This window comes from Pseudohongiella sp. O18, assembly GCF_021729085.1.
Taxonomy (GTDB): domain Bacteria; phylum Pseudomonadota; class Gammaproteobacteria; order Pseudomonadales; family Pseudohongiellaceae; genus Pseudohongiella.
Window position 1 is genome coordinate 1,234,165 of record NZ_JAJSAR010000001.1, and the last position, 23,931, is coordinate 1,258,095.

General features: G+C 56.8%; 25 protein-coding genes. 17 read left to right on the top strand and 8 right to left on the bottom strand.

The window, feature by feature from the left end; genetic code table 11:
• The first annotated feature begins 186 nt into the window (after positions 1–186).
• The 4 genes from LVD14_RS05460 to pdxH are packed head-to-tail and all read left to right on the top strand — an operon-like array spanning position 187 to position 4,819.
• Positions 187–870, top strand: a complete 684-nt coding sequence (locus LVD14_RS05460; protein ID WP_237133023.1) for an ABC transporter ATP-binding protein — start codon at positions 187–189, stop codon at positions 868–870.
• Complete coding sequence (locus LVD14_RS05465; protein ID WP_237133024.1) at positions 863–3,508, top strand: ABC transporter permease; 2,646 nt, start codon at positions 863–865, stop codon at positions 3,506–3,508. Before LVD14_RS05460 ends, LVD14_RS05465 begins: the two co-directional genes overlap by 8 nt.
• Before the next feature lie 19 nt (positions 3,509–3,527).
• The gene (locus LVD14_RS05470) at positions 3,528–4,157 is read left to right on the top strand and encodes an MORN repeat-containing protein (RefSeq protein WP_237133025.1); all 630 of its coding nucleotides are present in this window, start codon (positions 3,528–3,530) and stop codon (positions 4,155–4,157) included.
• A gap of 23 nt (positions 4,158–4,180) precedes the next feature.
• Entirely contained in the window at positions 4,181–4,819 is a 639-nt protein-coding gene (gene pdxH, locus LVD14_RS05475) for a pyridoxamine 5'-phosphate oxidase (protein ID WP_237133026.1), read from the top strand.
• Between the two features lie 3 nt (positions 4,820–4,822).
• Here pdxH and LVD14_RS05480 read toward each other — a convergent pair whose 3' ends face one another.
• Positions 4,823–6,085 carry a 6-phosphofructokinase gene (locus LVD14_RS05480; RefSeq protein WP_237133027.1) on the bottom strand — a complete coding sequence of 421 codons (1,263 nt, stop codon included), beginning with the start codon at positions 6,083–6,085 and terminating at the stop codon, positions 4,823–4,825.
• Positions 6,086–6,234: 149 nt separating this feature from the next.
• Between LVD14_RS05480 and LVD14_RS05485 the strand changes: the two genes are divergently transcribed.
• Positions 6,235–6,810: a UbiX family flavin prenyltransferase gene (locus tag LVD14_RS05485; protein WP_237133028.1), complete on the top strand. Its 576-nt coding sequence runs from the start codon at positions 6,235–6,237 to the stop codon at positions 6,808–6,810.
• Here LVD14_RS05485 and LVD14_RS05490 read toward each other — a convergent pair.
• Positions 6,776–7,261 (bottom strand): TIGR02444 family protein, encoded by a 486-nt coding sequence (locus tag LVD14_RS05490; protein ID WP_237133029.1) that lies wholly within the window; start codon positions 7,259–7,261, stop codon positions 6,776–6,778. The genes LVD14_RS05485 and LVD14_RS05490 overlap by 35 nt on opposite strands.
• An 80-nt stretch (positions 7,262–7,341) precedes the next feature.
• Here LVD14_RS05490 and mpl point away from each other — a divergent pair, with 80 nt between their 5' ends.
• A complete protein-coding gene (gene mpl / locus LVD14_RS05495; protein ID WP_237133030.1) occupies positions 7,342–8,775 on the top strand; it encodes a UDP-N-acetylmuramate:L-alanyl-gamma-D-glutamyl-meso-diaminopimelate ligase in 1,434 nt (477 codons plus the stop codon).
• Between the two features lie 60 nt (positions 8,776–8,835).
• Positions 8,836–9,456 carry an LON peptidase substrate-binding domain-containing protein gene (locus LVD14_RS05500; protein ID WP_237133031.1) on the top strand — a complete coding sequence of 207 codons (621 nt, stop codon included), beginning with the start codon at positions 8,836–8,838 and terminating at the stop codon, positions 9,454–9,456.
• Positions 9,457–9,486: 30 nt separating this feature from the next.
• On the opposite strand, the gene LVD14_RS05505 is transcribed toward LVD14_RS05500, so the two are convergent.
• Positions 9,487–9,975, bottom strand: coding sequence for a chemotaxis protein CheW (locus LVD14_RS05505; RefSeq protein WP_237133032.1), 489 nt, complete (start codon positions 9,973–9,975; stop codon positions 9,487–9,489).
• A gap of 192 nt (positions 9,976–10,167) precedes the next feature.
• Between LVD14_RS05505 and LVD14_RS05510 the strand changes: the two genes are divergently transcribed.
• Complete coding sequence (locus LVD14_RS05510; RefSeq protein ID WP_237133033.1) at positions 10,168–10,350, top strand: hypothetical protein; 183 nt, start codon at positions 10,168–10,170, stop codon at positions 10,348–10,350.
• Between the two features lie 45 nt (positions 10,351–10,395).
• On the opposite strand, the gene LVD14_RS05515 is transcribed toward LVD14_RS05510, so the two are convergent.
• Positions 10,396–10,554 carry a hypothetical protein gene (locus tag LVD14_RS05515; protein WP_237133034.1) on the bottom strand — a complete coding sequence of 53 codons (159 nt, stop codon included), beginning with the start codon at positions 10,552–10,554 and terminating at the stop codon, positions 10,396–10,398.
• On the opposite strand from LVD14_RS05515, the gene LVD14_RS05520 reads away from it, so the two are divergent.
• The 3 genes from LVD14_RS05520 to LVD14_RS05530 all read left to right on the top strand — a co-directional run bounded on the left by LVD14_RS05520 (position 10,553) and on the right by LVD14_RS05530 (position 12,735).
• The gene (locus LVD14_RS05520) at positions 10,553–11,359 is read left to right on the top strand and encodes a S1 family peptidase (RefSeq protein ID WP_237133035.1); all 807 of its coding nucleotides are present in this window, start codon (positions 10,553–10,555) and stop codon (positions 11,357–11,359) included. The two genes, LVD14_RS05515 and LVD14_RS05520, sit on opposite strands and share 2 nt — an antisense overlap.
• Positions 11,360–11,485: 126 nt before the next feature.
• Positions 11,486–11,965 (top strand): peroxiredoxin, encoded by a 480-nt coding sequence (locus tag LVD14_RS05525; RefSeq protein ID WP_237133036.1) that lies wholly within the window; start codon positions 11,486–11,488, stop codon positions 11,963–11,965.
• A gap of 20 nt (positions 11,966–11,985) precedes the next feature.
• A complete protein-coding gene (locus tag LVD14_RS05530) occupies positions 11,986–12,735 on the top strand; it encodes a dienelactone hydrolase family protein (protein WP_317622122.1) in 750 nt (249 codons plus the stop codon).
• A 56-nt stretch (positions 12,736–12,791) separates the two neighbouring features.
• On the opposite strand, the gene LVD14_RS05535 is transcribed toward LVD14_RS05530, so the two are convergent.
• On the bottom strand, positions 12,792–13,418 hold the full coding sequence (locus LVD14_RS05535) for a CoA pyrophosphatase (protein ID WP_237133037.1): 627 nt from the start codon (positions 13,416–13,418) through the stop codon (positions 12,792–12,794).
• Between the two features lie 54 nt (positions 13,419–13,472).
• The gene (locus LVD14_RS05540) at positions 13,473–15,578 is read right to left on the bottom strand and encodes a TonB-dependent receptor (RefSeq protein WP_237133038.1); all 2,106 of its coding nucleotides are present in this window, start codon (positions 15,576–15,578) and stop codon (positions 13,473–13,475) included.
• Positions 15,579–15,961: 383 nt separating this feature from the next.
• Here LVD14_RS05540 and LVD14_RS05545 point away from each other — a divergent pair, with 383 nt between their 5' ends.
• Both LVD14_RS05545 and LVD14_RS05550 read left to right on the top strand, forming a co-directional pair.
• Positions 15,962–16,762 carry an SDR family oxidoreductase gene (locus tag LVD14_RS05545; protein ID WP_237133039.1) on the top strand — a complete coding sequence of 267 codons (801 nt, stop codon included), beginning with the start codon at positions 15,962–15,964 and terminating at the stop codon, positions 16,760–16,762.
• A gap of 66 nt (positions 16,763–16,828) precedes the next feature.
• Positions 16,829–17,314 (top strand): peptidylprolyl isomerase, encoded by a 486-nt coding sequence (locus LVD14_RS05550; protein WP_237133040.1) that lies wholly within the window; start codon positions 16,829–16,831, stop codon positions 17,312–17,314.
• Here LVD14_RS05550 and LVD14_RS05555 read toward each other — a convergent pair.
• Together LVD14_RS05555 and LVD14_RS05560 are read right to left on the bottom strand one after the other, a co-directional pair.
• Complete coding sequence (locus tag LVD14_RS05555) at positions 17,311–17,715, bottom strand: VOC family protein (protein ID WP_237133041.1); 405 nt, start codon at positions 17,713–17,715, stop codon at positions 17,311–17,313. The genes LVD14_RS05550 and LVD14_RS05555 overlap by 4 nt on opposite strands.
• Positions 17,712–19,139 (bottom strand): aldehyde dehydrogenase family protein, encoded by a 1,428-nt coding sequence (locus LVD14_RS05560; RefSeq protein ID WP_237133042.1) that lies wholly within the window; start codon positions 19,137–19,139, stop codon positions 17,712–17,714. Before LVD14_RS05560 ends, LVD14_RS05555 begins: the two co-directional genes overlap by 4 nt.
• 165 nt (positions 19,140–19,304) lie before the next feature.
• On the opposite strand from LVD14_RS05560, the gene LVD14_RS05565 reads away from it, so the two are divergent.
• From LVD14_RS05565 to recQ, 4 genes are all read left to right on the top strand, one after another.
• Entirely contained in the window at positions 19,305–20,453 is a 1,149-nt protein-coding gene (locus tag LVD14_RS05565) for a hypothetical protein (protein WP_237133043.1), read from the top strand.
• A gap of 48 nt (positions 20,454–20,501) precedes the next feature.
• Positions 20,502–21,065: a peroxiredoxin gene (locus tag LVD14_RS05570; RefSeq protein ID WP_237133044.1), complete on the top strand. Its 564-nt coding sequence runs from the start codon at positions 20,502–20,504 to the stop codon at positions 21,063–21,065.
• Positions 21,066–21,194: 129 nt separating this feature from the next.
• Positions 21,195–22,043: a DUF3014 domain-containing protein gene (locus tag LVD14_RS05575; RefSeq protein WP_237133045.1), complete on the top strand. Its 849-nt coding sequence runs from the start codon at positions 21,195–21,197 to the stop codon at positions 22,041–22,043.
• A gap of 4 nt (positions 22,044–22,047) precedes the next feature.
• Complete coding sequence (gene recQ, locus LVD14_RS05580; RefSeq protein ID WP_237133046.1) at positions 22,048–23,868, top strand: DNA helicase RecQ; 1,821 nt, start codon at positions 22,048–22,050, stop codon at positions 23,866–23,868.
• Positions 23,869–23,931: the final 63 nt, after the last annotated feature.

Sequence of the window (23,931 nt, forward strand, 5' to 3'; positions counted from 1 at the left end):
CAGTACAATACACCGTTTGTGAAAAGACATTTATAACGCTTAGAGTAAGACTTCTGCAGCATCGCTGCAATGCAGTGAGTCCGGATACTGCCGGCAGCAAAATGAACCTGGCAGCCACTCTCAACGTATTCATTACGCTTTCTAGATACGAGCGAACCGTAAAATCAGGTCAGGAGACGCCAGCGCATGACAGCCATTCTGGAAGCCAGACATCTGGCCAAACAAGTCAGTACCAGTGAGGGCCAGCTGGTTATCCTCAAGGATATCAATCTGAGCATCGAGCCGGCGGAGACAGTTGCCATTGTTGGTGCATCGGGTTCCGGCAAGTCCACTCTACTTGGGCTGATGGCAGGTCTGGACACAGCCAGCAGCGGTGACATGCTGCTGGATGGCGATAATCTCTCGGCAATGAACGAGGACGAGCGGGCCATCATTCGCGGCCAGTCAGTTGGTTTTGTGTTTCAGTCCTTTCAGCTGTTGCCCAGTCTGACAGCGCTGGAAAACGTCATGCTGCCAATTGAGCTGAAAAATGACAGCGATGCCCGAGGCAAAGCGGCAAGGCTGCTGCAGCGTGTGGGGCTGGAGTCGCGTCTGCATCACTACCCCAACCAGCTTTCCGGTGGCGAGCAGCAGCGTGTAGCCATCGCCAGGGCCTTTGCTTCCGAGGCGCGTATCCTGTTTGCTGATGAACCCACTGGCAACCTCGATACGGCGACCGGTGCCAAGGTCATTGACCTGCTGTTTTCGCTGAATGCTGAATTTTCCACCACCCTGGTTCTGGTGACTCACGATGACCGCCTCGCGGCGCGCTGCAAACGAGTGATCCGACTGGTGGCGGGCGACATCACTGAGGACAGTCGGCATGAGTGATCAGGGCAGCAAAAGCGTCAATGGCGCTGGTCTGCAGCGATTGACACTTATTCGCATCGCGCTGCGCCTGCTCTGGCGCGACTGGCGCGGCGGTGAATTAAAACTGCTGCTGTTCGCCATGATCATGGCAGTGACATCTGTCAGTGGTATCGCGCTGTTTACCGACCGGCTTGAACGGGCACTGTTGCAGGAGTCAGCCAATATGCTGGCCGCTGACCGCGTGCTGAGCGGGCGTACGCAGCCGCCCCGTGAATGGCTGCAGGAAGCGGAATCCCGAGGCCTGCAGACTGCCGAGTTTGTTGCCTTCGCATCCATGGTATTTTCCGATCAGGGCAATATGCTGGTGTCTGCCAAGGCAGTCAGCGATGCCTACCCTCTGCGTGGCGAGCTGCAGGTGGCGGATAGGCCATTCGGTCCTCCCTATGTCAGTGATCAGGGCGGCCCCGAACCGGGCGAAGTCTGGGTGGAGTCCCGCATCCTGCCGGCGCTGGGCGCTGAAGTGGGGGATAGCATATATCTGGGTGACGCAGAATTTGTGGTCAGCCGTGTTCTGGTCCAGGAGCCGGATCGACAGCAGGGCGGCATGATGGAAAACGCCGGTCCACGTCTGTTGATGCATCTGGAGGATGTGCCGGCCACCAATATTATTCAGCCTGGCAGTCGTTTGACCTATCGCTATCTGTTTGCCGGCGACCAGGCGGCACTGGAAACCTTCGCGGACTGGCTGCAGTCTCAGCCGGAGAACGGCTTCCGGCTAAGCGATGTGCGCGATGAAAGCCAGGAAGTGGCAGAGGCCCTGGGGCGCGCCGAGAGCTTCCTGATGCTGGGCAGTCTGTTTGCGGTGCTGCTAGCTGGTATCGCCATCGCATTGACGGCGCGTCGCTATAGTGAGCGGCATTTTGACTATGCCGCCATCCTGAAAACCATAGGCTGCACGGCGGGACAGATATCGGCAATTTACTTCGTTATTCTGGCTGCCTTGCTGGTGCTGGCCGTTGTCCTGGGTTCGGTGCTGGGCTGGCTGGTTCACGAAGCCATTCTGATGGCCCTGGCCTCTGTTATTCCTATCCAGCTGCCAGAGGCGTCTTTCCTGCCCTACACCATAGGCGCGGCGACGGCACTGATCTGCCTGTTCGCCTTTGCCCTGCCACCCTTGCTGGCGCTCAAGCACATCTCTCCGCTGCGAGTGTTGCGCAAAGATCTGGATGACTCCCACCTGAGTACACGCTTGCCCTATGCGCTCGGTCTGGCTGGTGCGCTCGTGTTAATTCTCTGGTACAGCCAGGACCTGCTTATCAGTGCCATTCTGGTCGCTGCCGTGGCCGGTGTGGCGGTTACTCTTGGTCTGCTCTCGCTGCTCCTGCTGCGCAGTGGCTCGGCGGTTGGCATGCGCGCTGGCAGTGCCAGTATGCTGGCCATGTCTGCGGTGCGGCGGCGACGTCGTCAGAGTGTGCTGCAGGTGCTGGTGTTCTCACTGACCATCATGAGCCTGTTAACGCTGGCGCTGCTGCGAACTGACCTAATCAGGGACTGGCAGGCACAACTGCCCGAGAATACCCCCAATCATTTCATGATGAATATCACCGAGTCCCAGGTAGATGGCATGGAGGCGTTTCTGGCACAGCGGGATATCGCGACAAATGCGTTTTACCCGATGATGACTGCCGGACTGGTCAGCGTGAACGGCGAACCGCCACGTAACCCCTGGGACGATGACGATGATGAGGGGCAGCAGAACCTGACCGAGCGCAGCGGGCAGCTCAATGAGATGTCGCCCCAGGATGGCCAGAGCGCCGACGCTCAGAGCGAAGGCGAAGAGGGGGAGCGTGAGCGGGTGATCAATCGCCAGGTGACCTATACGGATTCGCTGCCTCCGGACAACCAGATTGTCGCTGGTGAATGGTGGTCGGGTGCGGACATCGCAGGCCAGGTTTCGGTTGAAGATGATTATGCTTCACGGCTGGGTGTGTCTCTGGGCGACGAACTGGTATTCCGTGTCGGTGAAGACGAAGTGACGGTAACAGTGACCAGCATGCGCAGTGTTCGCTGGGACAATATGCAGCCGAATTTCTTCTTTATTTTTTCGCCAGGCACGCTGGACTACCTGGGCGCCACCTATCTGTCTACGCTGCTGCTGGAGGGCGAGGAAAAGTTGCAGCTAAACGAGCTGCTGCGGCAGTTTCCGACCATCGTGGTACTTGAGGTCGATGCTCTGATTGAGCAAATTCAGACAATCATTGCCCAGGTCAGCTCGGCCATTGAACTGATTGCGGTGCTGGTTTTGCTGTCCGGTGCGCTGGTGCTGCTGGCCTGTGTCAACGCCACGCTGGATGAGCGTTTTCGGGAGAATGCGATACTGCGAACCCTGGGTGCGGGCAGGCGGCTGATCTTGAATGCGCTGCTGCTGGAATTTGCCTTTATCGGGCTGTTGGCCGGTTTAATTGCTACCATAGGAGCAGAATTGAGTCTTTACTACCTGCAGACGCAGGTATTTGGCCAGGACTTCAGATTGCACTATTGGGTGTGGTTTGCCGGTCCATTGGCGGGAACCATCATTATCGCTGCACTGGGCGTCAATGCCACACGGCGAGTTGTCAATACCAGTCCCCTGGCGGTGCTGCGGCAATTGACGGTCTGACAGAACAGGAGTCGACACTATGAGACTGACAGGAACAATCAAACAGGTAACGCAGTGGCTGCTTGCCTGGGCCCTGATGAGTGCGGGCGCCATCAGCCTGGCGCAGGAAAGCGGCGTGGACGAGCTCAGCCGTGAGTGCGTGTATGGTGACTGCCAGGAAGGCTTCGGCACGCTGGAAATTCGCACGACACTGGGGACCGATCGATATGAAGGCAACTTTCAGGACGGCAAATTCCATGGTCATGGTCGCTACGAGCGGATGATCAGTCGTTTTGAGCGCGCCTACTACGAGGGAGACTGGGTGTTGGGAGTCAAGGAAGGGCGTGGCACCTATTGGGATGGTCGCGATCGTCTGTACATTGGCCAGTGGCGCAATGACCGCAGACACGGTTATGGCTCCTATTTTATTGGCATAGAAGACTGGCATCCCAACAAGCATTCCGAGCACTGGCTGCGTGAAAATGTTGAAAACTATACCGGTGATTTTGTGGATGATCTGTATCAGGGGCAGGGAACTTACCGATGGCCGGATGGTCAGAGATACGTCGGCGGTTTCTACGCCAATGAAAAACATGGACCTGGCACGTTTTACTATCCAACCGGCACTCGTCGTGATCAGGTTTGGGAATATGGCCGCTTCGTGCGATAACCTAGAATAACAGAGACGCTGTAATGGATTTGCAATCGATTCGCCGTGAGTATTTGCGCGGCAGCCTGACCCGCGAAGATCTGCTGGATGACCCAATCAAACAGTTCCAGCGATGGATGGAAGAAGCCATCAGGATGGAGCAGACGGAACCCACTGCGATGGTGGTGGCGACCACGCCACGCGACGGACAGCCCAGTCAGCGTGTGGTATTGCTGAAGGGAGTTGATGAGCGTGGTTTTACGTTCTTCACAAATTACGAGAGCCGCAAGGCCCGTGAGATCGCCGTCAATTCGCGTGTCAGTCTTCACTTCCCGTGGCTTAGTATTGAGCGTCAGGTCATCATCGGTGGCGTGGCCGAGAAGGTATCTGTGGAAGAGTCCCGCGCTTACTTCAGCAGTCGTCCTAGAGAAAGCCAGCTAGGCGCCTGGGCGTCACCACAAAGCCGTGTGCTGGAGTCTCGCGAGAGCATGCTTCAGCAATTTGATTCGATTTCCAAAAAGTTCAAGGACGGTGAAATTCCGCTGCCGGAATTCTGGGGCGGGTTTCGCGTGCGTCCCTGCCAGATCGAGTTCTGGCAGGGCGGGGCGAGACGCCTGCATGATCGTTTCGTTTATACCCTGCAGGCTGGCGGCGACTGGAATATCGAGCGGCTGGCGCCCTGATTATCAGCGCGCTTCCCAGTCGGCTAGCTGTTTCTTCTCCAGAACTGATTTCAGGCGTGCATACTGTGGCAGACCGTTTTTATACGGCGGGTAGTCCTCGCCCTTAATCAGTGGTGAGAAATACCTGCGTGCCGTTTCAGTAATACCGAAACCATCTTCTGTAATGTAGTCCCGGGGCATTGGCTTTTCGACGTTAGCGACGTCAGCAAGTGCTGCTTCGCCAATTTCCCAGTCATACTTGTCACCAGGTTTGCGCACAATGGTTGGCATGACTGCATTCTTGCCAGCCAGTGCAAATTCCACAGCAGCCTTGCCGACAGCGTAGGCCTGCGCTACATCAGTTCCCGATGCAATATGCCGTGCTGCGCGCTGCAGGTAATCTGCGACCGCCCAGTGGTATTTGTAGCCAAGTTCCTGCTTGACCATGCTGGCAATAAACGGTGCCACGCCGCCCAGCTGTGTGTGTCCGAATGCATCTTTGCCGCCAGCGTCAGCCAGGAACTGGCCGTTGTCGTAACGAGCGCCTTCTGACACAACAATTGCACAATAGCCGTACTGGTTGACGCAGTGTTTGACGCGTCGCAGAAAGCTTGCTTTGTCGAATGCGATTTCAGGGAACAGAATGATGTGAGGTGCGTCACCTTCCTGCTCTGAAGCCAGGCCTGCTGCGCCGGCAATCCATCCGGCATGGCGCCCCATTACCTCCATCACAAACACCTTTGTAGAGCTTTCGCACATGGACGCGACATCAAGGCCAGCTTCGCGAATTGATACCGCGACATACTTGGCGACAGATCCGAACCCGGGACAGTTGTCGGTGATTGGCAGGTCGTTATCGACAGTCTTCGGAATGCCGATGCAGGTGATCGGGAAGCCTTCTTTAAGGCTGAGCATGGACACCTTGTTGGCGGTGTCCTGCGAGTCGCCACCACCGTTGTACAGGAAGTAACGGATATTGTGCGCCCGGAAAACATCCATCAGGCGCTGATACTCCGCGCGGTTGTCTTCCAGGCTCTTGAGCTTGTAACGGCAGGAACCAAATGCGCCTGCGGGTGTGTGGCGCAGGGCGGCGATGGTGGCATCGGACTCTTTGCTGGTGTCGATCAACTCTTCACGCAGTGCGCCGATGATGCCATTCATACCGGCGTATACTTTGCCGATCCTGTCTGAGTGTTTGCGGGCGGTTTCGATAACGCCACAGGCGCTGGCATTGATGACGGCGGTCACGCCGCCGGACTGAGCGTAAAAAAGATTGGCTTTGGACATGCTGTACCTGTGGGATTTCCTGTGAGCGGTGGAGGCGAGATGCAAAGTGGAACGGGCCGGGGCATAATGGTACAAATTGTGCCGCGCCTTGGCAATCCGGCGCCGTACGTGTCTCGTATCGTAGATTCCTGCCTGATTCGGATTTTTACATGAAGCGATTGATCATAGGGATGTCAGGGGCCAGCGGGCTTATTTACGGCATCAGACTACTGGAAGTGTTAAAACACACCGACGACGTCGAAACCCACCTGGTAATGACACCCTCTGCACGACTGAATATCAGCCTCGAAACCGACTGGCAGGCTGATGAAGTAATCGCGATGGCTGACCAGTTTCATTCCGTCAAAGACCTGGCTGCCAGCATTGCCAGTGGCTCTTACCGGACGGATGGCATGGTGGTTGCGCCATGTTCGATTAAAACCCTGTCGGCCATTGCCAACTGCTATGCCGACAACCTGCTCACCCGTGCTGCCGATGTGGTCCTCAAGGAGCGGCGACGACTGGTGCTGATGCCGCGTGAAACGCCTCTGCACACCGGGCACTGTGAGTTGTTGTTGCGGGCGAGCCAGATGGGTGCCATTCTTGCGCCGCCCATGCCAGCCATGTATGCGCGGCCGCAATCGGTTGACGACATCATCAATCACAGCGTGGGACGAGTGCTGGATCTGTTTGATATCGAATCAGGTCTGGTCAAACGCTGGCTGGGAGCTGCGGCGCAAAGCTGAGCAGTGCCTGCCACCGGGCATCGGGGATAGCGGGTGCGAACAGACCTCCATAGTCGCACAGATTATTCCGGATGGACTGCTGGCTGCCGCTGGCAGTGGATTGTTCGATCCAGGGTACGGCCATTGCTTCGAGCTCTTTCAATAGCGCGAGCTCGGCCTTCAGCTCGGTGGCTTTGATTCGCTCTCTCAGTTCAGACTGCGCCTGCCAGCCTTCTTTCATCCAGCGACGGGCAGCTCGCAAGGGCCTAATGACCTGCTGCGACAAGGACTGACTGTGCGCCAGTGTCTTCGACCCCAGAGTCTCTGGCAGGTCGCCCACGCAGGCCCCGTACCAGCAAAGGAACAGTGCGTAGGGCACATCGATGCCGTATTCATCCTGCAGTAACAGGCAACAACCCTGGACTTCAGGTTGCTGGTACAATTCGAGCGCGTAGTCGGTCAGCGATATCATTCGGCAATGACTGTCTTGTTGAATTTATCCTGATCGTCGACAGGATGCTACATTAGGGATATTAGCGTACAGGATCACTTATGCGAATTCATATTCTGGGTATTTGCGGCACATTCATGGGCAGCCTGGCCATTCTGGCCAAGGAGCTCGGCATGCAGGTGAGCGGCTCGGACGCCAATGTGTACCCGCCCATGAGCACGCAGCTTGAGCAGCAGGGTATCGCCTTGCACGAGGGTTTTGATCCTGCTCATCTGCAGCCGCACCCTGACCTGGTGGTCATCGGCAATGCCATGTCACGCGGCAATCCCAGTGTCGAGTATGTGCTGAACCGCGGTCTGCCTTACTGCTCCGGTCCCGAATTTCTGTCCCGTTATGTATTGCCGGGCAAGTGGGTGCTGGCAGTCGCTGGTACCCATGGCAAGACCACCACCAGCGCCATGCTGGCATGGATTCTGGAATTTGCCGGTATGCAGCCAGGTTATCTGATTGGTGGTGTTCTCAAGAATCTGCCGTCCTCGGCCCGACTCGGAGGCAGTGATTTTTTTGTTGTCGAGGCGGATGAGTATGACAGCGCCTTCTTCGACAAGCGCTCGAAGTTTGTTCACTACCATCCCCGAACACTGATTCTGAATAATCTTGAGTTCGACCATGCCGACATCTTCCCGGATCTGGCGGCTATCCAGCGACAGTTTCACCATTTGCTGCGTACGGTGCCGTCTGATGGGCTTATCGTCTGTCCCAGTGACATTCCGGCCCTTGAGCAGGTGTTCAATCAGGGGTGCTGGACGCCCGTGCAGTACCTTGACTGGCAGGGGCAGGAACGCGCCGATCGATCTGGCATAGGCTGGCAGGTCGAGTTGCTCAGCCCCGACGGCAAGGTATGTGAAATCTACAGAACCGGCCCGCAAGGCAGCAACAGCAGGGCGGTGATAGAGTGGCAACTAACCGGGCGCCATAACGCCTTTAATGCGCTGGCTGCGGTGGCCGCCGCCTATCACGTCGGTATCGATATTGGCGTCGCCTGCGAGGCGCTGTCGGCGTTTCAGAGCGTAAAACGACGCATGGAGTTGCTGGGCGAGGTACAGGGTGTGTATGTATATGATGATTTTGCGCATCATCCGACTGCCATCGAAACAACGCTCGATGGCATGCGCAAGTCGCTGGGCAGCACGCCGGGCGCCAGATTGATCGCAGTCATCGAGCCACGCTCTGCAACCATGAAGCTTGGCGTTCATCAAAGCACGCTGGGTGCATCCACTCAACACGCAGATATGGTGTTGTGGATGGCGGCGGATAATTCAGGCCTGGATGTTGAGCAACTGGTCAATGAAAGCCCGGTGCCGGCACTGGCCTTCAGTCAGGTGGACGATATAGTCAATTATCTGGCCAACTACTCGCGCGCAGGTGATCATATCGTCATCATGAGCAACGGGGGATTTGGTGGCATCCACCGTTTGCTGCTCAATGCGCTGGCGTCGCGAAATTCAGCAGGCGCCGAGCTTGAAGAATCATAGGGCCAGAGTCTGTGCTCAGACCATGACCTCAGGCCCTGGTCGGCAACAGGAGAAATCGCTGTGGACAAGCATGAACTGATTCCACTGTTTCCTCTTCGCTCGGTATTGTTTCCGGGTGGAAGACTGCCGTTGCAGATATTCGAACAGCGCTACCTGGACCTCGTCAGCCAGTGCCTGCGCAGCGACAGTGGTTTTGGTATCTGCCTGCTGAAAAAAGGTGAGGAGACGGTCCGGGCCGGCACCAGTCAGCAGGTCCACCGCACTGGCACTTATGCCCGCATAGTAGACTGGGACAAGCTGCCAAACGGCCTGTTGGGTATCACGGTTGAAGGCACACGCAAGTTTCGCGTGCAGGAATGCTGGCCTCGGGCAGATAAAGTCCTGATGGCTACAGTAGAGTGGGCTGATACAGATTTTGTGGGCCAGCCTGCGATTGAGCCCAGTGACGATCAGGCGCATCTGGTGGATCTGCTGAAAGACCTGATGGCGCACCCGCTGGTGGAGAATCTGGGGCTGGAAATCGATATGCGCGATCAGCGACAGGTCGCCTGGCGACTGGCCGAGCTGTTGCCGGTGCCCGCCGACGACAAGCAGCGCCTGCTGGAGCTGGATGATACCGATGAGCGATTGCGGGAGCTTGAAAACCTGCTGGCAACAGTGCTGCGTTACACATCCAGCTGAGCGGCGTACAGGGCAGCGCAGCCAGTCCTGTTACCTTGGCAACAACTCAACAATCCGGTCAAAACCAACCAGAATCAGCAGCAGGTCTTCCTGGTTGTAGACACCCTGGATAAATCTGGCCGAGGCATCCTGTCCAGTGTTGGGGGCAATTTCCATGGCTGTTTCGTCGAGGTCGACGACGGCGGCGACTCGATCCACCAGCACCCCTACGATGAAGTCTTCAACCTCGACCACGATAATCCGCGACTGTGAGGTCACATCGCGCCCTGGCAGGGCAAACACCGTGCGTGCGTCGATGACAGTCACAACATTGCCGCGCAGGTTGATAATGCCCAGGATGAAACTGGGAGCGCCCGGCACTGGTGTGATTTCGGTGTAACGAAGCACCTCATTTACCCGTGCAGCATTGATCGCGTAGGTTTCTTCACCCAGTGCAAAACTGACGTGTTTGATGACGTTGCGCGGCAGCTCTTCATCGTGCTGATTGGCGTCAACGGCCAGCGCTTGGCTTGCGTTCATGACTTAATCCTGTCGTTATCGTAACGGCTACTTTTGTGTTAGCGGCCAGTTTCAAAAAAAATTGAGTATCAGAGTGTGCCCGGGTGCTGCACTGGCGAAGCCGGGTTATATCATTCATAATTCGCTGTCACTGGGGCTGTTAACTCAGCCTGCAACAGCGGTAAGTGACGCAGCAGGAAATCAGGAGATTGCATGGCGGAAGTTTGGCTTAGTCCAGGCAGCTGGACGCACGAGCAGTGGTTGATCGTCAGTATTCTGGCCTTCATTATCATCGCGGTAATTGTAATTGCTTACCGATTGGCAAAAATTATCGGCAGTGTCGGCAAAAAGCGGGAAATGCCGGTATTGCGCCCCGGCAAACGGCCCAGGCGCTAGTTTGACGCCCGGATGATGATGGCAGGCGAACAGTCCGGCTGTTGATTACAACAGCATGATGTCGAGCAGAGCAGCCACGCCGGCCAGTGCCGCAACGACTACCCCAAGCCAGCCCAGCAGTGCCCAGACTCGAAACGCCTTGCCGTTTTCCGGGTACAAACCAGATTGTTCATATTCACGTTCGGGTTTTTCTGATTCGCTCATGGCAACCTCCTGGCTGAAACGCATAAATCTACAGATGGCGACCCTGTTGTGTGTGGTCAGCTTGCCTGCCAATGCCATAATGATGCGTCATGATACCGGATACACGCGCTATCTCGCCAGTGAATCAGAGTATCCGGCAGTCTTCCCGCTACTTGAGGATGAGCGCAGCAAGACCTGTGTGGCAACCCTTATCGCGGCGCGTTGGGCCATCACGGCCGCACACTGCATAGAGCAGGTCGGCATGGACGTGAAGGACGACACACTTAGCCACCCCGTGCAGATCAATAAACAATCTCACACTGTTACCAGAGTCCATTTTCACCCCCAATGGCCGGGCCAGGCGCGTCCGCTGAACAGTGCTGGTGAGGTGGACCTGGCCTTGCTCTACCTCGATCGTTCTGTGGCAGAGGTTGCGCCCATACCCTTGTATCAGGGCGATGCTGAGCAGGGCCGGGAGATGAGTTTTGTCGGTTGGGGTTATGCCGGTTTCGGCAGCAGTGGTCAGCGTTTTAATGATGGCAGACTGCGCCGCGCCGCCAATCGCGTGGATGAGGCAGCTGACCGTCTGCATTTTTATTTTGATGACCCTGCAGGACCTGCAAGTGCCGCATTGCCTCTTGAGGGTATTCCCGGTCTGGGTGACAGCGGTGGACCGGCACTGGTGCTGGAGCAGGGTGAATGGCAACTCGCCGGCATAGCCGTGGGTGAAATTGACCGGGGGCAGCGCTGGGGGCGTTATGGCGCCCGGGTTGTCTATGAACGCATCGGGCAGCACATCGACTGGGTTCGCCAGATCATCCGCTAGCTGTTCAGCTCCGTATCGACTCTCAGGTGAATTTGCTACACTCGAAAGCCTGTGCTGAATAACTCAGCTTTCCTGATTCAGCTTTCTGATTCAAGTTTCCCATTCAACAATCCATGCGAGGTGCACATGAGCGTTAACAAAGGTGACAAGATTCCAGCAGCGACACTAAAAGTTATGGGCAAAGACGGTCCCGAGAGTATGAGCACTGATGCAGTATTCGCAGGCAAAAAAGTTGTGCTGTTCGCCGTTCCGGGCGCTTTTACACCTGGCTGTACCGTGACCCACCTGCCTGGCTACGTCGTCAATGCTGACAAGATCAAGGCTAAAGGCGTCGACACGATCGCCTGCGTTGCCGTAAATGACGCGTTTGTCATGGACGCCTGGGGCAAAAGCCAGAATGCTGACGAAATACTGATGCTCGCTGATGGCAATGCAGAGTTCAGCAAGGCGCTGGGCCTGACGATGGATGCCAGTGGTTTCGGAATGGGTACCCGCAGTCGCCGCTACGCGATGATCGTCAATGATGGCGTGATCGAGCATCTGGCGGTTGAGGACGGTGCCGGCGTCAATGTCAGCGCGGCAGAAAAAATTATGGAGCAACTGTAGCCGTTGCGGAGGCCCCGACCATGCTGAAGACAGAATATATCGAATATCAGGATGGAGATGTCGTCCTGGAAGCCTATGTGGCCTACGATGAGGACGCCAAAGAGCCGCGCCCATGTGTGCTGGTGGCGCATGACTGGACCGGGCGCCGTGCCTACGCCTGTGCTGGTGCCGAGCGCATGGCCGAGCTGGGTTATGTGGGATTTGCGGTGGACGTCTACGGCAAAGGCAAGTTTGGCAAAGAGGGTGATGTCGAAGGTAATTCGGCACTGATGAAGCCATTCGTGGAAGACCGTGCGCTTTTACGTGGCCGCATGTTGGCGGCCCTGGCGGCGGCACGCAAACTGTCGCAGGTAGACGACAGCAATATGGGGGCCATGGGTTACTGCTTTGGCGGTATGTCAGTGCTTGAGCTTGCGCGCTCGGGCGCGGATGTGAAAGGCGTTGCCAGCGTGCACGGCCTGCTGTTCGCAGGCGAAGCCCCTTCCAGCAAGGCAATCCAGTCCAAAGTGCTGGTGCTGCATGGGCATGATGATCCCATGGTGCCCCCCGAGCAGGTATTGGCATTCGAGCAGGAAATGTCGGATGCTGGTGTAGACTGGCAGGTACACGTCTATGGCGGCACCAAACATGCCTTCACCAATCCTGGGGCCAATAACCCTGACTTTGGTACCGTCTACAGCCAGACTGCCAACCGTCGGGCTGAGCAGGCTCTGGCCAACTTCTTCCATGAGTTGTTTGTGGATACTCCCCCGCTGGATGTCGCTCCCTGAGCACTTCCGATGGCCCGGTCTGGTCTTTCCGAGCAGCTCCGGGTCAACTCCCAGAGTCAATGTGAGGCGTGCAGCTGTTCTGCCAGATGATGCAGGATGGCTGCCGTGGCGCCCCATATCCGGTAATGCCGGAACTGCAGCTCCCGAAACTTGCGCTGTCGGTTCTGAAACTCCATGGAACTGATCCTGTACTGTGAAGGATCAAGAATCAGTGAGGCCGGCGCATAAAATATTTCCGCTACCTCATTGGGGCAGGGGGTGACCGGTGTGTCCGGAGGCACCAGACCAACAACCGGAGTCACGTGAAAAGCTGACGGCATCAGCAGGGCTGGCAGCGTTCCCATGATCCGCACCGAGTCAGGTGGCAATCGGGTTTCTTCCTCGGCTTCCCGCAAGGCAGTGGCAATCAGATCAACATCTTCCGGGTCTCTGGAGCCGCCGGGCAGACTGATCTGTCCGGCATGGCTGCGCAGATGCTCCGTGCGCCGGGTCAGCATGATCATGGGTTCCGGGCCTGAGGCAATGATGGGAATCAATACGGCAGCCTGACGCACCGGCTTGCCGTAGATGTGGCTTGCCGGTCTCAGGATCTGGTCTTCAGGATCGGGAGGTTTAATCAGCCCGCTGGGCGAAGGCGAGAGCTGAAAGAAATCCTCCAGCCTTTGAATCAGTTCCTCGCCCATGGTCTGTTTTTACTCTCCTGTATCAGCCCTCACTCTTCAATTAAAGAGCCAGGATTAATTGAAACGCCAGTTAAGGGCAACAAAGGCGCGCAGCGGTTCGCCGGGGAAGTAGCGGTCTCCGCCGAAAGATGACCAGTCAGCCCGTTCTGCATACTTGCGATCTGTCAGGTTGAGGATATTGACTGACAATGTCAGATCCTCAGTGGCATCCCAGCGCGTGCGCAGATTCAGTACGTCGTGGCCTTCGTAGCTGTTCAGGTTGTCGGGGCTTGTGTAGTACTCGCCCTGTGCTACCCACTGCAGCTCTGTCATCAGGCTGGTGCTGGGGCGCCACTGCAGCTGTACACTGCCAAAGTTGCGTGGTGCTGTAGCGACATCCTTGCCGTTCAGGTTGACACCATTGGATATCTCGTCATTCTCGTAGGTATGACGTGCGTGGTTGTATGCCGCGCTGAGGCGCCAGGCGTCACTGATCTCGTATGCGCCTGACAGTTCAATACCGCGATGACGGGTATGCATGTTGTTCAGGTTGATACGATTGCTGTCGGTGATAATCTCGTTGTCCTTGTCCATGTAGTAGGCAACGGCTTCGTACTGCAGTCGATCCACAGAGCCTTCAAAGCCGAGCTCCACGCTGTCTATTTTCACCGCGTCCAGGTCAGCCACGTTCTGATCATTCTGCAGGCGATACAGCTCAGTGGCCTGCGGCGCGCGATAACCGCGTGTAACGCGGAACTGCACATCATGCGAATCATTCAGTGCATAGCGCAGCGCAAATTTTGGCGCCCAGTTGCCAAAAGTATCCTGTCTGTCAGATGGGCGGTTGTAGCGACATCCGCCGAAGCCACAGGGCGTACCATCTTCACGGGTGCGACCAGAAATCATGTTGTTGGTGTAGTCGTAACCGATGCGTTCGAAGCGCAGACCGAGGGTTACGTCAAAACCACTGTCCCAGTACTGCTGATATTGAACGAACGGTGCCATTTGCGTAGCGTCTACGTCATAGTCGTAGTGACGTCCCTGAGGGATCGTCGCCTGCAGAAACGCAGAACCCTGAGTTGGCTGATCCTGACGCTGCACCAGCGAGCCGCTGGTAAATTCGACGTCTACACCGGCAGCCAGTTGGCGCTGTTCATCAATCTGTTTGTAGCTGGCGAACTGCATGCCGACGCTGCTGTGCTGATTGGTTTCGGTTGGTGTGCCGGGCAGGAAGTGCTGGATGAAGTCCAGATCGGCATCGCGGTAATACGGTGTCAGCACGACATCCCAGTCGCCATCCAGCTCATAGCTGATGCGCGTCCAGGCGCGCATGCTGCGATTGTTGCGATAGGCCTCGGGGTTTGGGTTGGTGCGGCGCAGATCGTCATCTTTATACGCTTCGGCGCCCACGACGTAGCCTGCGGTTTCCTGATTCAGGTTGGTGAGAGTGATGCCACCGTCCAGCGTCATGCCGTTGTCCAACGTGGTTTCATACAGCCATGACCCCTTTTGCTGGTCGTAACCGCTCTCTGGTCGGAATCCTTCCTCGCTGATGCCGTTAAGCAATACTGTCTGGCGCACGCCGCCATCTTCGCCAAAACCGATGCGGGCATTGCCGCGCAAGGTGCCACGTGGGCCATATTCCACAGTCAGGTCATTGCCAGTACCGGCGCGTGGCAGTACCACGTTGATCATACCGTGCACAGCGTTGGATCCGTAGAATGCAGTGCCCGGCCCGCGGATGACCTCAATGCGTTCTGCGTTTTCAGAGTGGGAGTCGAACAGCTCGTTTACATTACAAAAGCCTGCTGCGCGCAGCGGGATACCCTGTTCCGCCAGCAGGAAGGCGCCACATGCGCCACCACCGCTCAGCACGGGCGAGCGGATCGCAGTCAGGCTTTCCTGGCCGTTATTGCGGTTGATGTTAACCCCGGGCAGGCGGTTGGCCGCTTCCTGAATATGCGTGTGGGAAATTAGCCTGAGCTCTTCCTCACTGAGCACCGCAATGGATGCGTTCACGTCCGAGAGGCTTTCCGGGCGGCGTGAAGTGGAAATCACCTGAATTTCCTCAATCGCTGGCGTGCCGCTCTGCGCAAAAGCTGACGGTATGACAGCGGCTGAAGCAGCGGCGCAGGCGGCTGCAAGCAACGTCTTCTGAAATTTTCGATTAGCTGTACTCATAATAACTCCCCTTGATACATGCTTGTTCCTCGGCGCTTGACTCTATGCCCTTTTGGGTACCTGTGCCCTCTGGGTATTTATGCCCTTTTTTTTGGGTACCTGTGCCCAATTGACAGCGGCATCGGTGCTTTACCTGCTATGGGCAGCACTTCTTATAGGCATTCAGAGTGGAGATCGCCGAAAAAATCGCCATTAACATAACACAAATAGCGCCTGCCACGTTATCGCCTGCGTTGACTGGTGGTATCGTTCGGTTGTTCTGTATAAGGTATTTTTTGCAATTGTCATGCAGAGGTGGTGTTATCTTGACCGGCAGAACAACATAAGCAGTTCAGGCGTGCAGCCTGTGATACGGACGATTGACTGAAACTGGGGGAAAATACGTGCAGATCAAAGACAAGGTGGTAGTGGTAACGGGTGGTGCCAGTGGTATCGGGCGCGCATTATGCGAGCGTTTCGCTGAGGAAGGCGCATCGGCCGTAGTAGTGGCTGATATCAATCAGGCAGGCATCGACGAGGTGGTTGCCGCGATTAGCGGACGCACGCGCACCCTGGGTATTGTCACAGACGTCAGCAAAGAGGCGGATGTGCAGCGTCTGGTAGAAGAAAGCAGAAAGGCTTTTGGTGACATTGACCTGTTTTGCTCCAATGCCGGAATTTTCACCATTGGTGGTGAGGAAGTCAGCAATGAAAACTGGCAGCGGATCTGGGACATCAATGTCATGGCGCACATCTACGCGTCCCGCGCGGTTCTGCCAGCGATGCTGGAGCGCGGCGAAGGTTATCTGCTCAACACGGCTTCGGCTGCAGGTTTACTGAGTCAGATCGGCTCTGCACCCTATGCGGTAACCAAGCACGCAGCCATAGGGTTCGCTGAATGGCTGTCGATCACCTATGGCAATAGAGGCATCAAGGTCTCTGTCCTCTGTCCGCAGGCTGTTCGCACGCAGATGACAGCCAATACCCGCGGTGGTGGTGTGGCTGGTGTCGATGGCATGCTGGAGCCGGAGGCTCTGGCGCAGACCGTCATCGAAACGCTGGCCGAAGAGCGCTTCCTCTGCCTGCCCCATCCGCAGGTGTTGACCTACATGCAACGCAAGAGCGGCGACTATGATCGCTGGCTGGGCGGCATGCGCAAACTGCAGGACAGATTTGCCGAGCAATACAAGCGCTCAGGGGACTGACAAGACATCGACGCCCATAAATGTTAGGGTATCGCGGATTTTTAGAAAATACAGGAAATGATCACAATGAGTTTAATGATAGGCAAAAATGCAGTCGTAGGTATCAACTACACACTGACCAATGACGCTGGTGAAGTTATGGATACCTCAGAGGGTCGCGGCCCGCTGGTTTACCTGCATGGAGCCAACAACCTGATTCCGGGGCTGGAAAAGCAGCTGGAAGGCAAGGCCGAAGGCGCCACTTTCAAAGCAACCATAGAGCCGGCTGAGGCTTATGGCGAGAGCAATCCGGAGCTGGTGCAGACGCTGCCGCGCGAAATGTTTAAGGGCGTCGATAACATTGAGCCTGGCATGGGCTTTACGGCTCAGGGTCCGCAGGGACAGCAGCACATCGTGGTAACCGAAGTGAACGGTGACGAAGTCACTGTAGACGGCAACCACCCGATGGCTGGCAAAACGCTGCACTTTGATGTGGAAGTAGTCAGTGTTCGTGACGCGAGCGAAGAAGAAATCGCCCACGGTCACGTCCATGACGGAGATCACGCGCACTAAGCGCTCTCCAAAAGCTCTACCCAGTTACCGTCCGGGTCGGCGACCATGGCAATGGTCACACCCGGACGGATGACTTTTGGTGGCACCGGAATCTTGAATCCCGCCTTTTCGCAGTGTGCCACGCTGTCCGCCAGATTCTTCACGTAAATCGTAAAGTAACGCATGCCGGTTGCTGCCGGAATGCCGCCCGGCGCTGCGTCGTGTGGTGGTGCCTTGTCCAGTTGAACAATCTTCAGCACACTGTTGCCGACCTTCAGTCTATTCATGGTGCCCCCGGAAGGCATCGGAATGACACCCTCCAGTTGCAAACCAAGTACATCCTGATAAAACGCCAGCATGGCATCCGCATTCCGGGTGATTATTCCCAGGTCTATGGCCTGCTTGCCGATATCAAGGCTCATGCGTTGTAGCCCATCACGGCCTTGATCTCAAGATAGTCATGGAAACCTTCTTCGCCCCATTCGCGACCATTGCCTGATTGCTTGTAACCACCAAACGGCGCGGCAAAGTCCGGGCCGGCGCCATTCATGTGCACCATGCCGGTTCGCATGCGACGCGCGATCGCGCGGGCGTGCTCCGGCTCCCCGGATACATAGCCGGACAGGCCATATACTGTATCGTTGGCGATGCGAACGGCATCCTCGTCATCCTTGTAACCGATAATCGACAGCACCGGTCCAAAAATTTCCTCGCGAGCGATGGTCATGTCATTGGTGACATTGGCGAACACGGTAGGTTTAACAAAGTAGCCGGTTTCCAGGCCTTCGGGTTTGCCAGTACCGCCAGCAACCAGCGTGGCGCCCTCGTCGATACCGGCCTGGATCAGGGACTGGATTTTGTCGTACTGAACCTGGCTGACCACTGGGCCCAGTCGTGTTGCTTCATCGGCCGGGTTACCAGGCACTGCTTTGGCAGCGACCACTTTGGCAATCTCGATGGCTTCAGCCATTTTTGACTGTGGTACCAGCATACGGGTTGGGGCATTGCAGGACTGACCACAATTGCCAAAACAGCCCATGATGCCGCCTTTAACAGCCGCCGCAAAATCGGCCGAGTCCAGAATGATGTTGGCAGACTTGCCACCCAGTTCCTGGCACACGCGTTTGATGGTGTCGGCCGCTGCTTTGGCAACTTCACGTCCGGCGCGCGTGGAGCCGGTGAACGAGACCATATCCACTTCCGGGTGCGAGGAGATGGCAGCGCCAACGCCAGGGCCATCGCCATTCACCAGATTGAATACACCTGCCGGCACGCCAGCGTCGTGAATGATTTCCGCCAGTATCATTGCGCTGATGGGAGCCACTTCACTGGGTTTGAGCACCATGGTGCAGCCCGTTGCCAGTGCCGGCGCGACTTTACAGGTCAGCTGGTTCAGCGGCCAGTTCCAGGGCGTGATCATGCCGCATACGCCGATGGGTTCCTTGATGATCTGGGTCTTGCCGCGAGCTTCTTCGAATTCGTAGTTGGCCAGAATCTGGCGGGCGGTCGCAAAATGGCCGAGGCCGGTGCCAACCTGCGCACTGCGCGCAAAGCTGATCGGCGCACCCATTTCCTGCGAGATGGCCTGGGCCAGGTCCTCGGAGCGTGCCTTGATGCCCGCCAGGATCTTGTCGAGGATGGCCAGCCGCTCTTCCACGCTAGTCTGGGACCAGGCCGGGAAGGCGTCACGCGCTGCCTTTGCAGCCGTATCAACATCGGCCGCTGTCCCCAGCGACACGCGGGAAAACACCTGTTCTGTTGCCGGATTTATGACACCAACAGTGTCGCGACCTTCCGGTTTAACCCACTCGCCGTTGATATAAAACGACAGGTAATCATTGCTCATTTATGTTCCCCCAATGTTGTTACGTCAGTTCGGTAGTCAACTTCAGACGCCGATTATGGGATAAATCAAAGACAACTGCCAATCCGTGCGCGCTGGCGTATACTGAAGGCCGGTGAACGAAGCCTGTTGGCACTGCGGTCATCTACCAGACCCAGGCACATTCTTGTGAGGTTGCTGCGACACACCATGATTCAGGCCATTTCCAGCCAGCACCGTCTGCTTTCAGTCAGCAGAGCGACACCTCTCGCGGCCAGCGTCGGCCGCGCGTTGGCGGTATTGCTTGTATCTTTTCTGGTCTTGCAGACACTTCCGGCCATTGCGCAAAGCCAGTCCGGCGATTCTGAGCCAGGATCTGCAGGAAGTATGGACGTTTTTGAGGCCGAAGCGACACCAGAGGTAGATCCTGAGCGGCTGCAGTGGGAGCGTGACGCTGCCGGGCTGATGGCGCAGCTGGACAATCTGACCAACTCACTGGGGTTATATGACCCGGCCCTGCTGGAGGTTCAACGGGATCTGGGTTCTGCATTGCTCAGGCTGGATCGCCACCAGGAAGCTGCCGATGTATACGCGCGGGCGTTGCAGCTGGCCCGCGTCACGGATGGTCTGTACAGCGCGCAGCAGCTGGCTGTGCTGGATGGGCTGATAGCGGCTCACAGCGGCCTTCAGGACTGGGAAAAGGTGGACGACTACGAACACCTGCGCTTCTCCCTGGCAACCCATCAGCAGGACCCTCAGTCACCAGAATACATCGATGCGCTGCTTGCCCGCAGCGAATGGCACCTGCAGGCCTCACGCCACAATCTTTTGAGCCGGCCGGGAAATGATTTTCAGATCCGGCAATTGCATGATCTGAATCTTGCACACGAGCAGGCACTTGCCACCGCCAGTGAGCAGTCAGACCCCGCGCTGCACTGGGAGCTGCTGGACACCATGCTGCAGACTGATATCGAGATTGCACGCCATGTCGCCTACCAGGGCATGAGGGACATTTTTCCGTCCGAACCTCGTTATGTAATGCAGACCGTCTGCCGTATGGTCTCGGATGGCAATGGCGGTGCGCAGCGCGTGTGCTGGCAGCAGCGAGTCAGCAATCCGGATTTCTACAATTCAGCTGCCAATCAGCGTCGCCACGAACTGGAGCGCACGCGCGCCAATCTGCTGACAACCCGGCGGGAGATGGAGCAGTTCATGGTGACGCATCCAGATTTTGTCAGCCAGCGTAGCGATGAGGTCAACAATCGTCTCGCTCAGATTGACCAGGTGGTTTCAGAGTTGCAACGTGAAGCCAGTCGCGCCGCTTTCAGGTCCTGGTAGCCGAAGCAGGTCTGATCGCAAAACAACACTAACAACAGGAGTTTTGGCATGAAAAATACATCTACAGCATTAACCCGCCGGTTCGCCGGAGTGGCCATCGGTTTGCTGGCTGCGCTGGCGCTGCCATTCGCACAGGCACTGGAGGTTGGAGACAAAGCTCCGGATTTCACGCTGCAGGCTTCTGACGGCAATACCTACAGCCTGTCGCAGTTTGTAGGCAAGCAGCCGGTAGTGCTGGCATTCTTCCCGGCTGCCTTTACTGGCGGCTGCACGATTCAGTGCAAGGCAATCCGCGACAGCAGCGACGAAATCAAAAGCTTTGATGTCGCGTACTTCATGGCCAGCGTCGACACTGCTGAGAAAAATACCGAATTCGCCACCGAATATGGCCTCGATTTTCCGGTTCTGGCCGACCCGCAGAAAACCATGACGGCTGACTACGGTGTGCTCAGTGAACGGGGATTTGCCAATCGCTGGACCTACTACATTGACGTGAACGGCGTGGTAGTGAAAATAGACAAACAGACCAACCCCAATACAGCCGGCCAGGATCTGGCAGATAATATGGCAGATCTGGGTTTTCAGCGACGGACAGCAACGGCATCGCGCTGATGAGGTCCCGAGCCTGTGCTGGCTCATTGCCAGTTTGTGGTCTCAATCTGACGATTGCGGGCAAAGTAGTGATGTCCGCAATCGTTGTCTTGCCCCTGTCATTAGCGTTGTGCCAGAATAGTTGTCACTATGGCACATAAAACATTAGCTATCTTTGCTGCACTGTCGCTGATCGGCGTCGTATTCCTGATCTATCTGGCGATGACCTTTGAGCCGCCGTCGGAGACCCGCACGACGGAACTGGATACGCCCATTCCGCGGCCCGTGACAACCACGCCCGATCCGGCGCCTACCATCACCGAAACTGAGCCCGCCGAGGCCCTGGTCGAGGTTGATCCGGTGGAGATTACGCCTGCGGAGCCGGAAGCCGATCTGCCAGACGCTGAGCCCCTGCCATCTCTTAACGCCAGTGACGCCGAGCTGTTTGCCCGGCTGGCTGAAATTGAGCTGGGTGCCAGTCTGATGCGATTGATGGCACCTGATGATGTAATCCGTAAATTCGTCGTGTTTGTCCACAATGCCTCAACCGGTGAGTTGCCCCAGCTGGACTACCCACTGCGCGACATTCCGTCTGATTTTGTGGCCACAGAAGTAGACGAGAATCTGTTTGAAATGGACCCCGCCACGCACAGACGCTTTGATACGCTCATCGACACGCTGGTGAGTATCGAGCCGCAGGCAGCCATGTCGATTTATCGTGCATTCAAACCACTGTTCCAGGAAGCCTACGCCGAAATCGGCTTTCAGGAAGATTTTGATGCAGTTCTGGTGCGTGCTATCGATCAGGTTATGGAGGTCCAGCTGCCGGAAGGGCCCTTCCAGTTGATCAAGCCTTCTGTGATGTTCCTGTATGCCGATACCAGGATTGAAGATATGGACCCGGTCGACAAGCAGCTGATACGCATCGGGCCCGCGAACACCGCCAAGCTAAAAGAACGTCTGCCTGCCTACCGGGAGCGACTCCAGGCCGGACGCTGATCGCATGAGCGAGTCGTCCAGGGCATTGGCCGTACTGCGGGAAATATTCGGCTACGAACAGTTCCGTGGTGCCCAGGCTGAAATTGTTGATACGCTTGTCGCTGGTCACAGCGCATTGGTCTTGATGCCCACCGGTGGTGGCAAATCACTCTGTTACCAGGTTCCCTCCATCGTCCGGCCGGGCGTTGGCATCGTCATATCCCCGCTCATTGCCCTGATGCAGGATCAAGTAGATGCCCTGCGCGAACTGGGTGTGCGCGCTGGTTTCATCAACTCCTCATTAAGCCCGGAACAATACGGTGAGACCATGCGGGCATTGCGTGCGGGTCAGCTTGACCTGCTGTACCTGGCGCCGGAGCGGCTTAGCCAGCCATCCACTCTCGATCTGCTGGACTCACTGGAGATTGCCCTGTTTGCCATTGATGAGGCGCACTGCGTGTCACAGTGGGGACATGATTTTCGTTCAGACTACCTGACATTGTCGGTACTGCAGCAGCGCTTCCCATTGATACCCCGGGTGGCTCTGACAGCAACGGCTGATACTGCAACGAGACAGGAGATTATTGAAAGGCTGGCGCTGGAAGATGCCCGGCATTTTGTGTCGGGTTTTGATCGACCCAATATTCAGTATCGCATCACCCAGAAACGCAATCCGCGCCAGCAGTTGATCGATTTCCTGCGCCGAGAGCACAGCGGCGATGCCGGCATCATCTACTGTCTGTCACGGCGCAAGACCGAGGAGACCGCTGCATGGCTGCAGCAGCAGGGTTTTGATGCGCTGCCATATCACGCCGGTCTCAGCGCTGAAGAGCGATTGCGCAATCAGCAGCGCTTCCTGCGGGAAGATGGTGTGATTGTGGTGGCAACCATCGCCTTTGGCATGGGCATAGACAAGCCCGATGTTCGATTTATAGTGCACCTGGATCTCCCGCGCAGCGTCGAGTCCTACTATCAGGAGACCGGTCGCGCTGGTCGGGATGGGGAACCAGCCACGGCCTGGATGGTCTATGGTCTGCAGGATGTGATCAAGCTGCGGCAGATGATGGATGGATCGCAGGGGAATGAGCAATTCAAGCGTCTGGAACGGATCCGGCTGGATGCCATGCTTGGACTGTGCGAGATCACAAGCTGTCGCCGGCAGGCGCTGCGGCAGTATTTTGGCGAGCAGGCACCGGAGCAGTGCGGCAATTGCGACACCTGTCTGAATCCGCCCCCGACATGGGATGGCACCGAGGCGTCGCAAAAGGCACTGTCATGCGTCTACCGGACCGGGCAGCGCTTTGGCGTAGCGTATCTGATTGAGGTGCTGAGCGGGGTTGAAAGCGAGCGAGTGCTGAGCAATGGACACCATCGTGTGACGACCTTCGGCATTGGTCGCGAGCTTGATAAAGCGCACTGGCAGTCAGTATTCAGGCAGCTTGTGGCGCGCGGTTATCTGGGCGTGGATCACACCAGCTTTGGTGGCCTGTATCTGACAGAGAAGGCGCGCCCAGTGCTGCGCGGTGATGAACGCCTGCGTCTGCGTGAGGATATCAGCGACGTGGCAGGCGGACGGCGTCGATCCGGCGACCGCGGCGAGGTGCTGCTGCCTGAGGACAGGCGTCTATGGGAGGCATTGCGTCAGTGCCGCAAGCAGTTGGCGGACGAACATGATGTGCCGCCCTACGTGATCTTTCACGATAAAACCTTGCTGGACATGGTGCAGTTGCGGCCCCTCAATGCGCAGCAACTGCTGGCGGTTAATGGTGTCGGGCAGGGCAAGTTGAGCAAGTACGGTGAGGAATTCTTGCGAATAATCAATGAGCACGAGCTCGATATGGTATAGAATGCGCCCCGTTTTTCGTTAAGCACCGGATTTACGTTCCGGAGGGCAGACAGGAGATTGGCA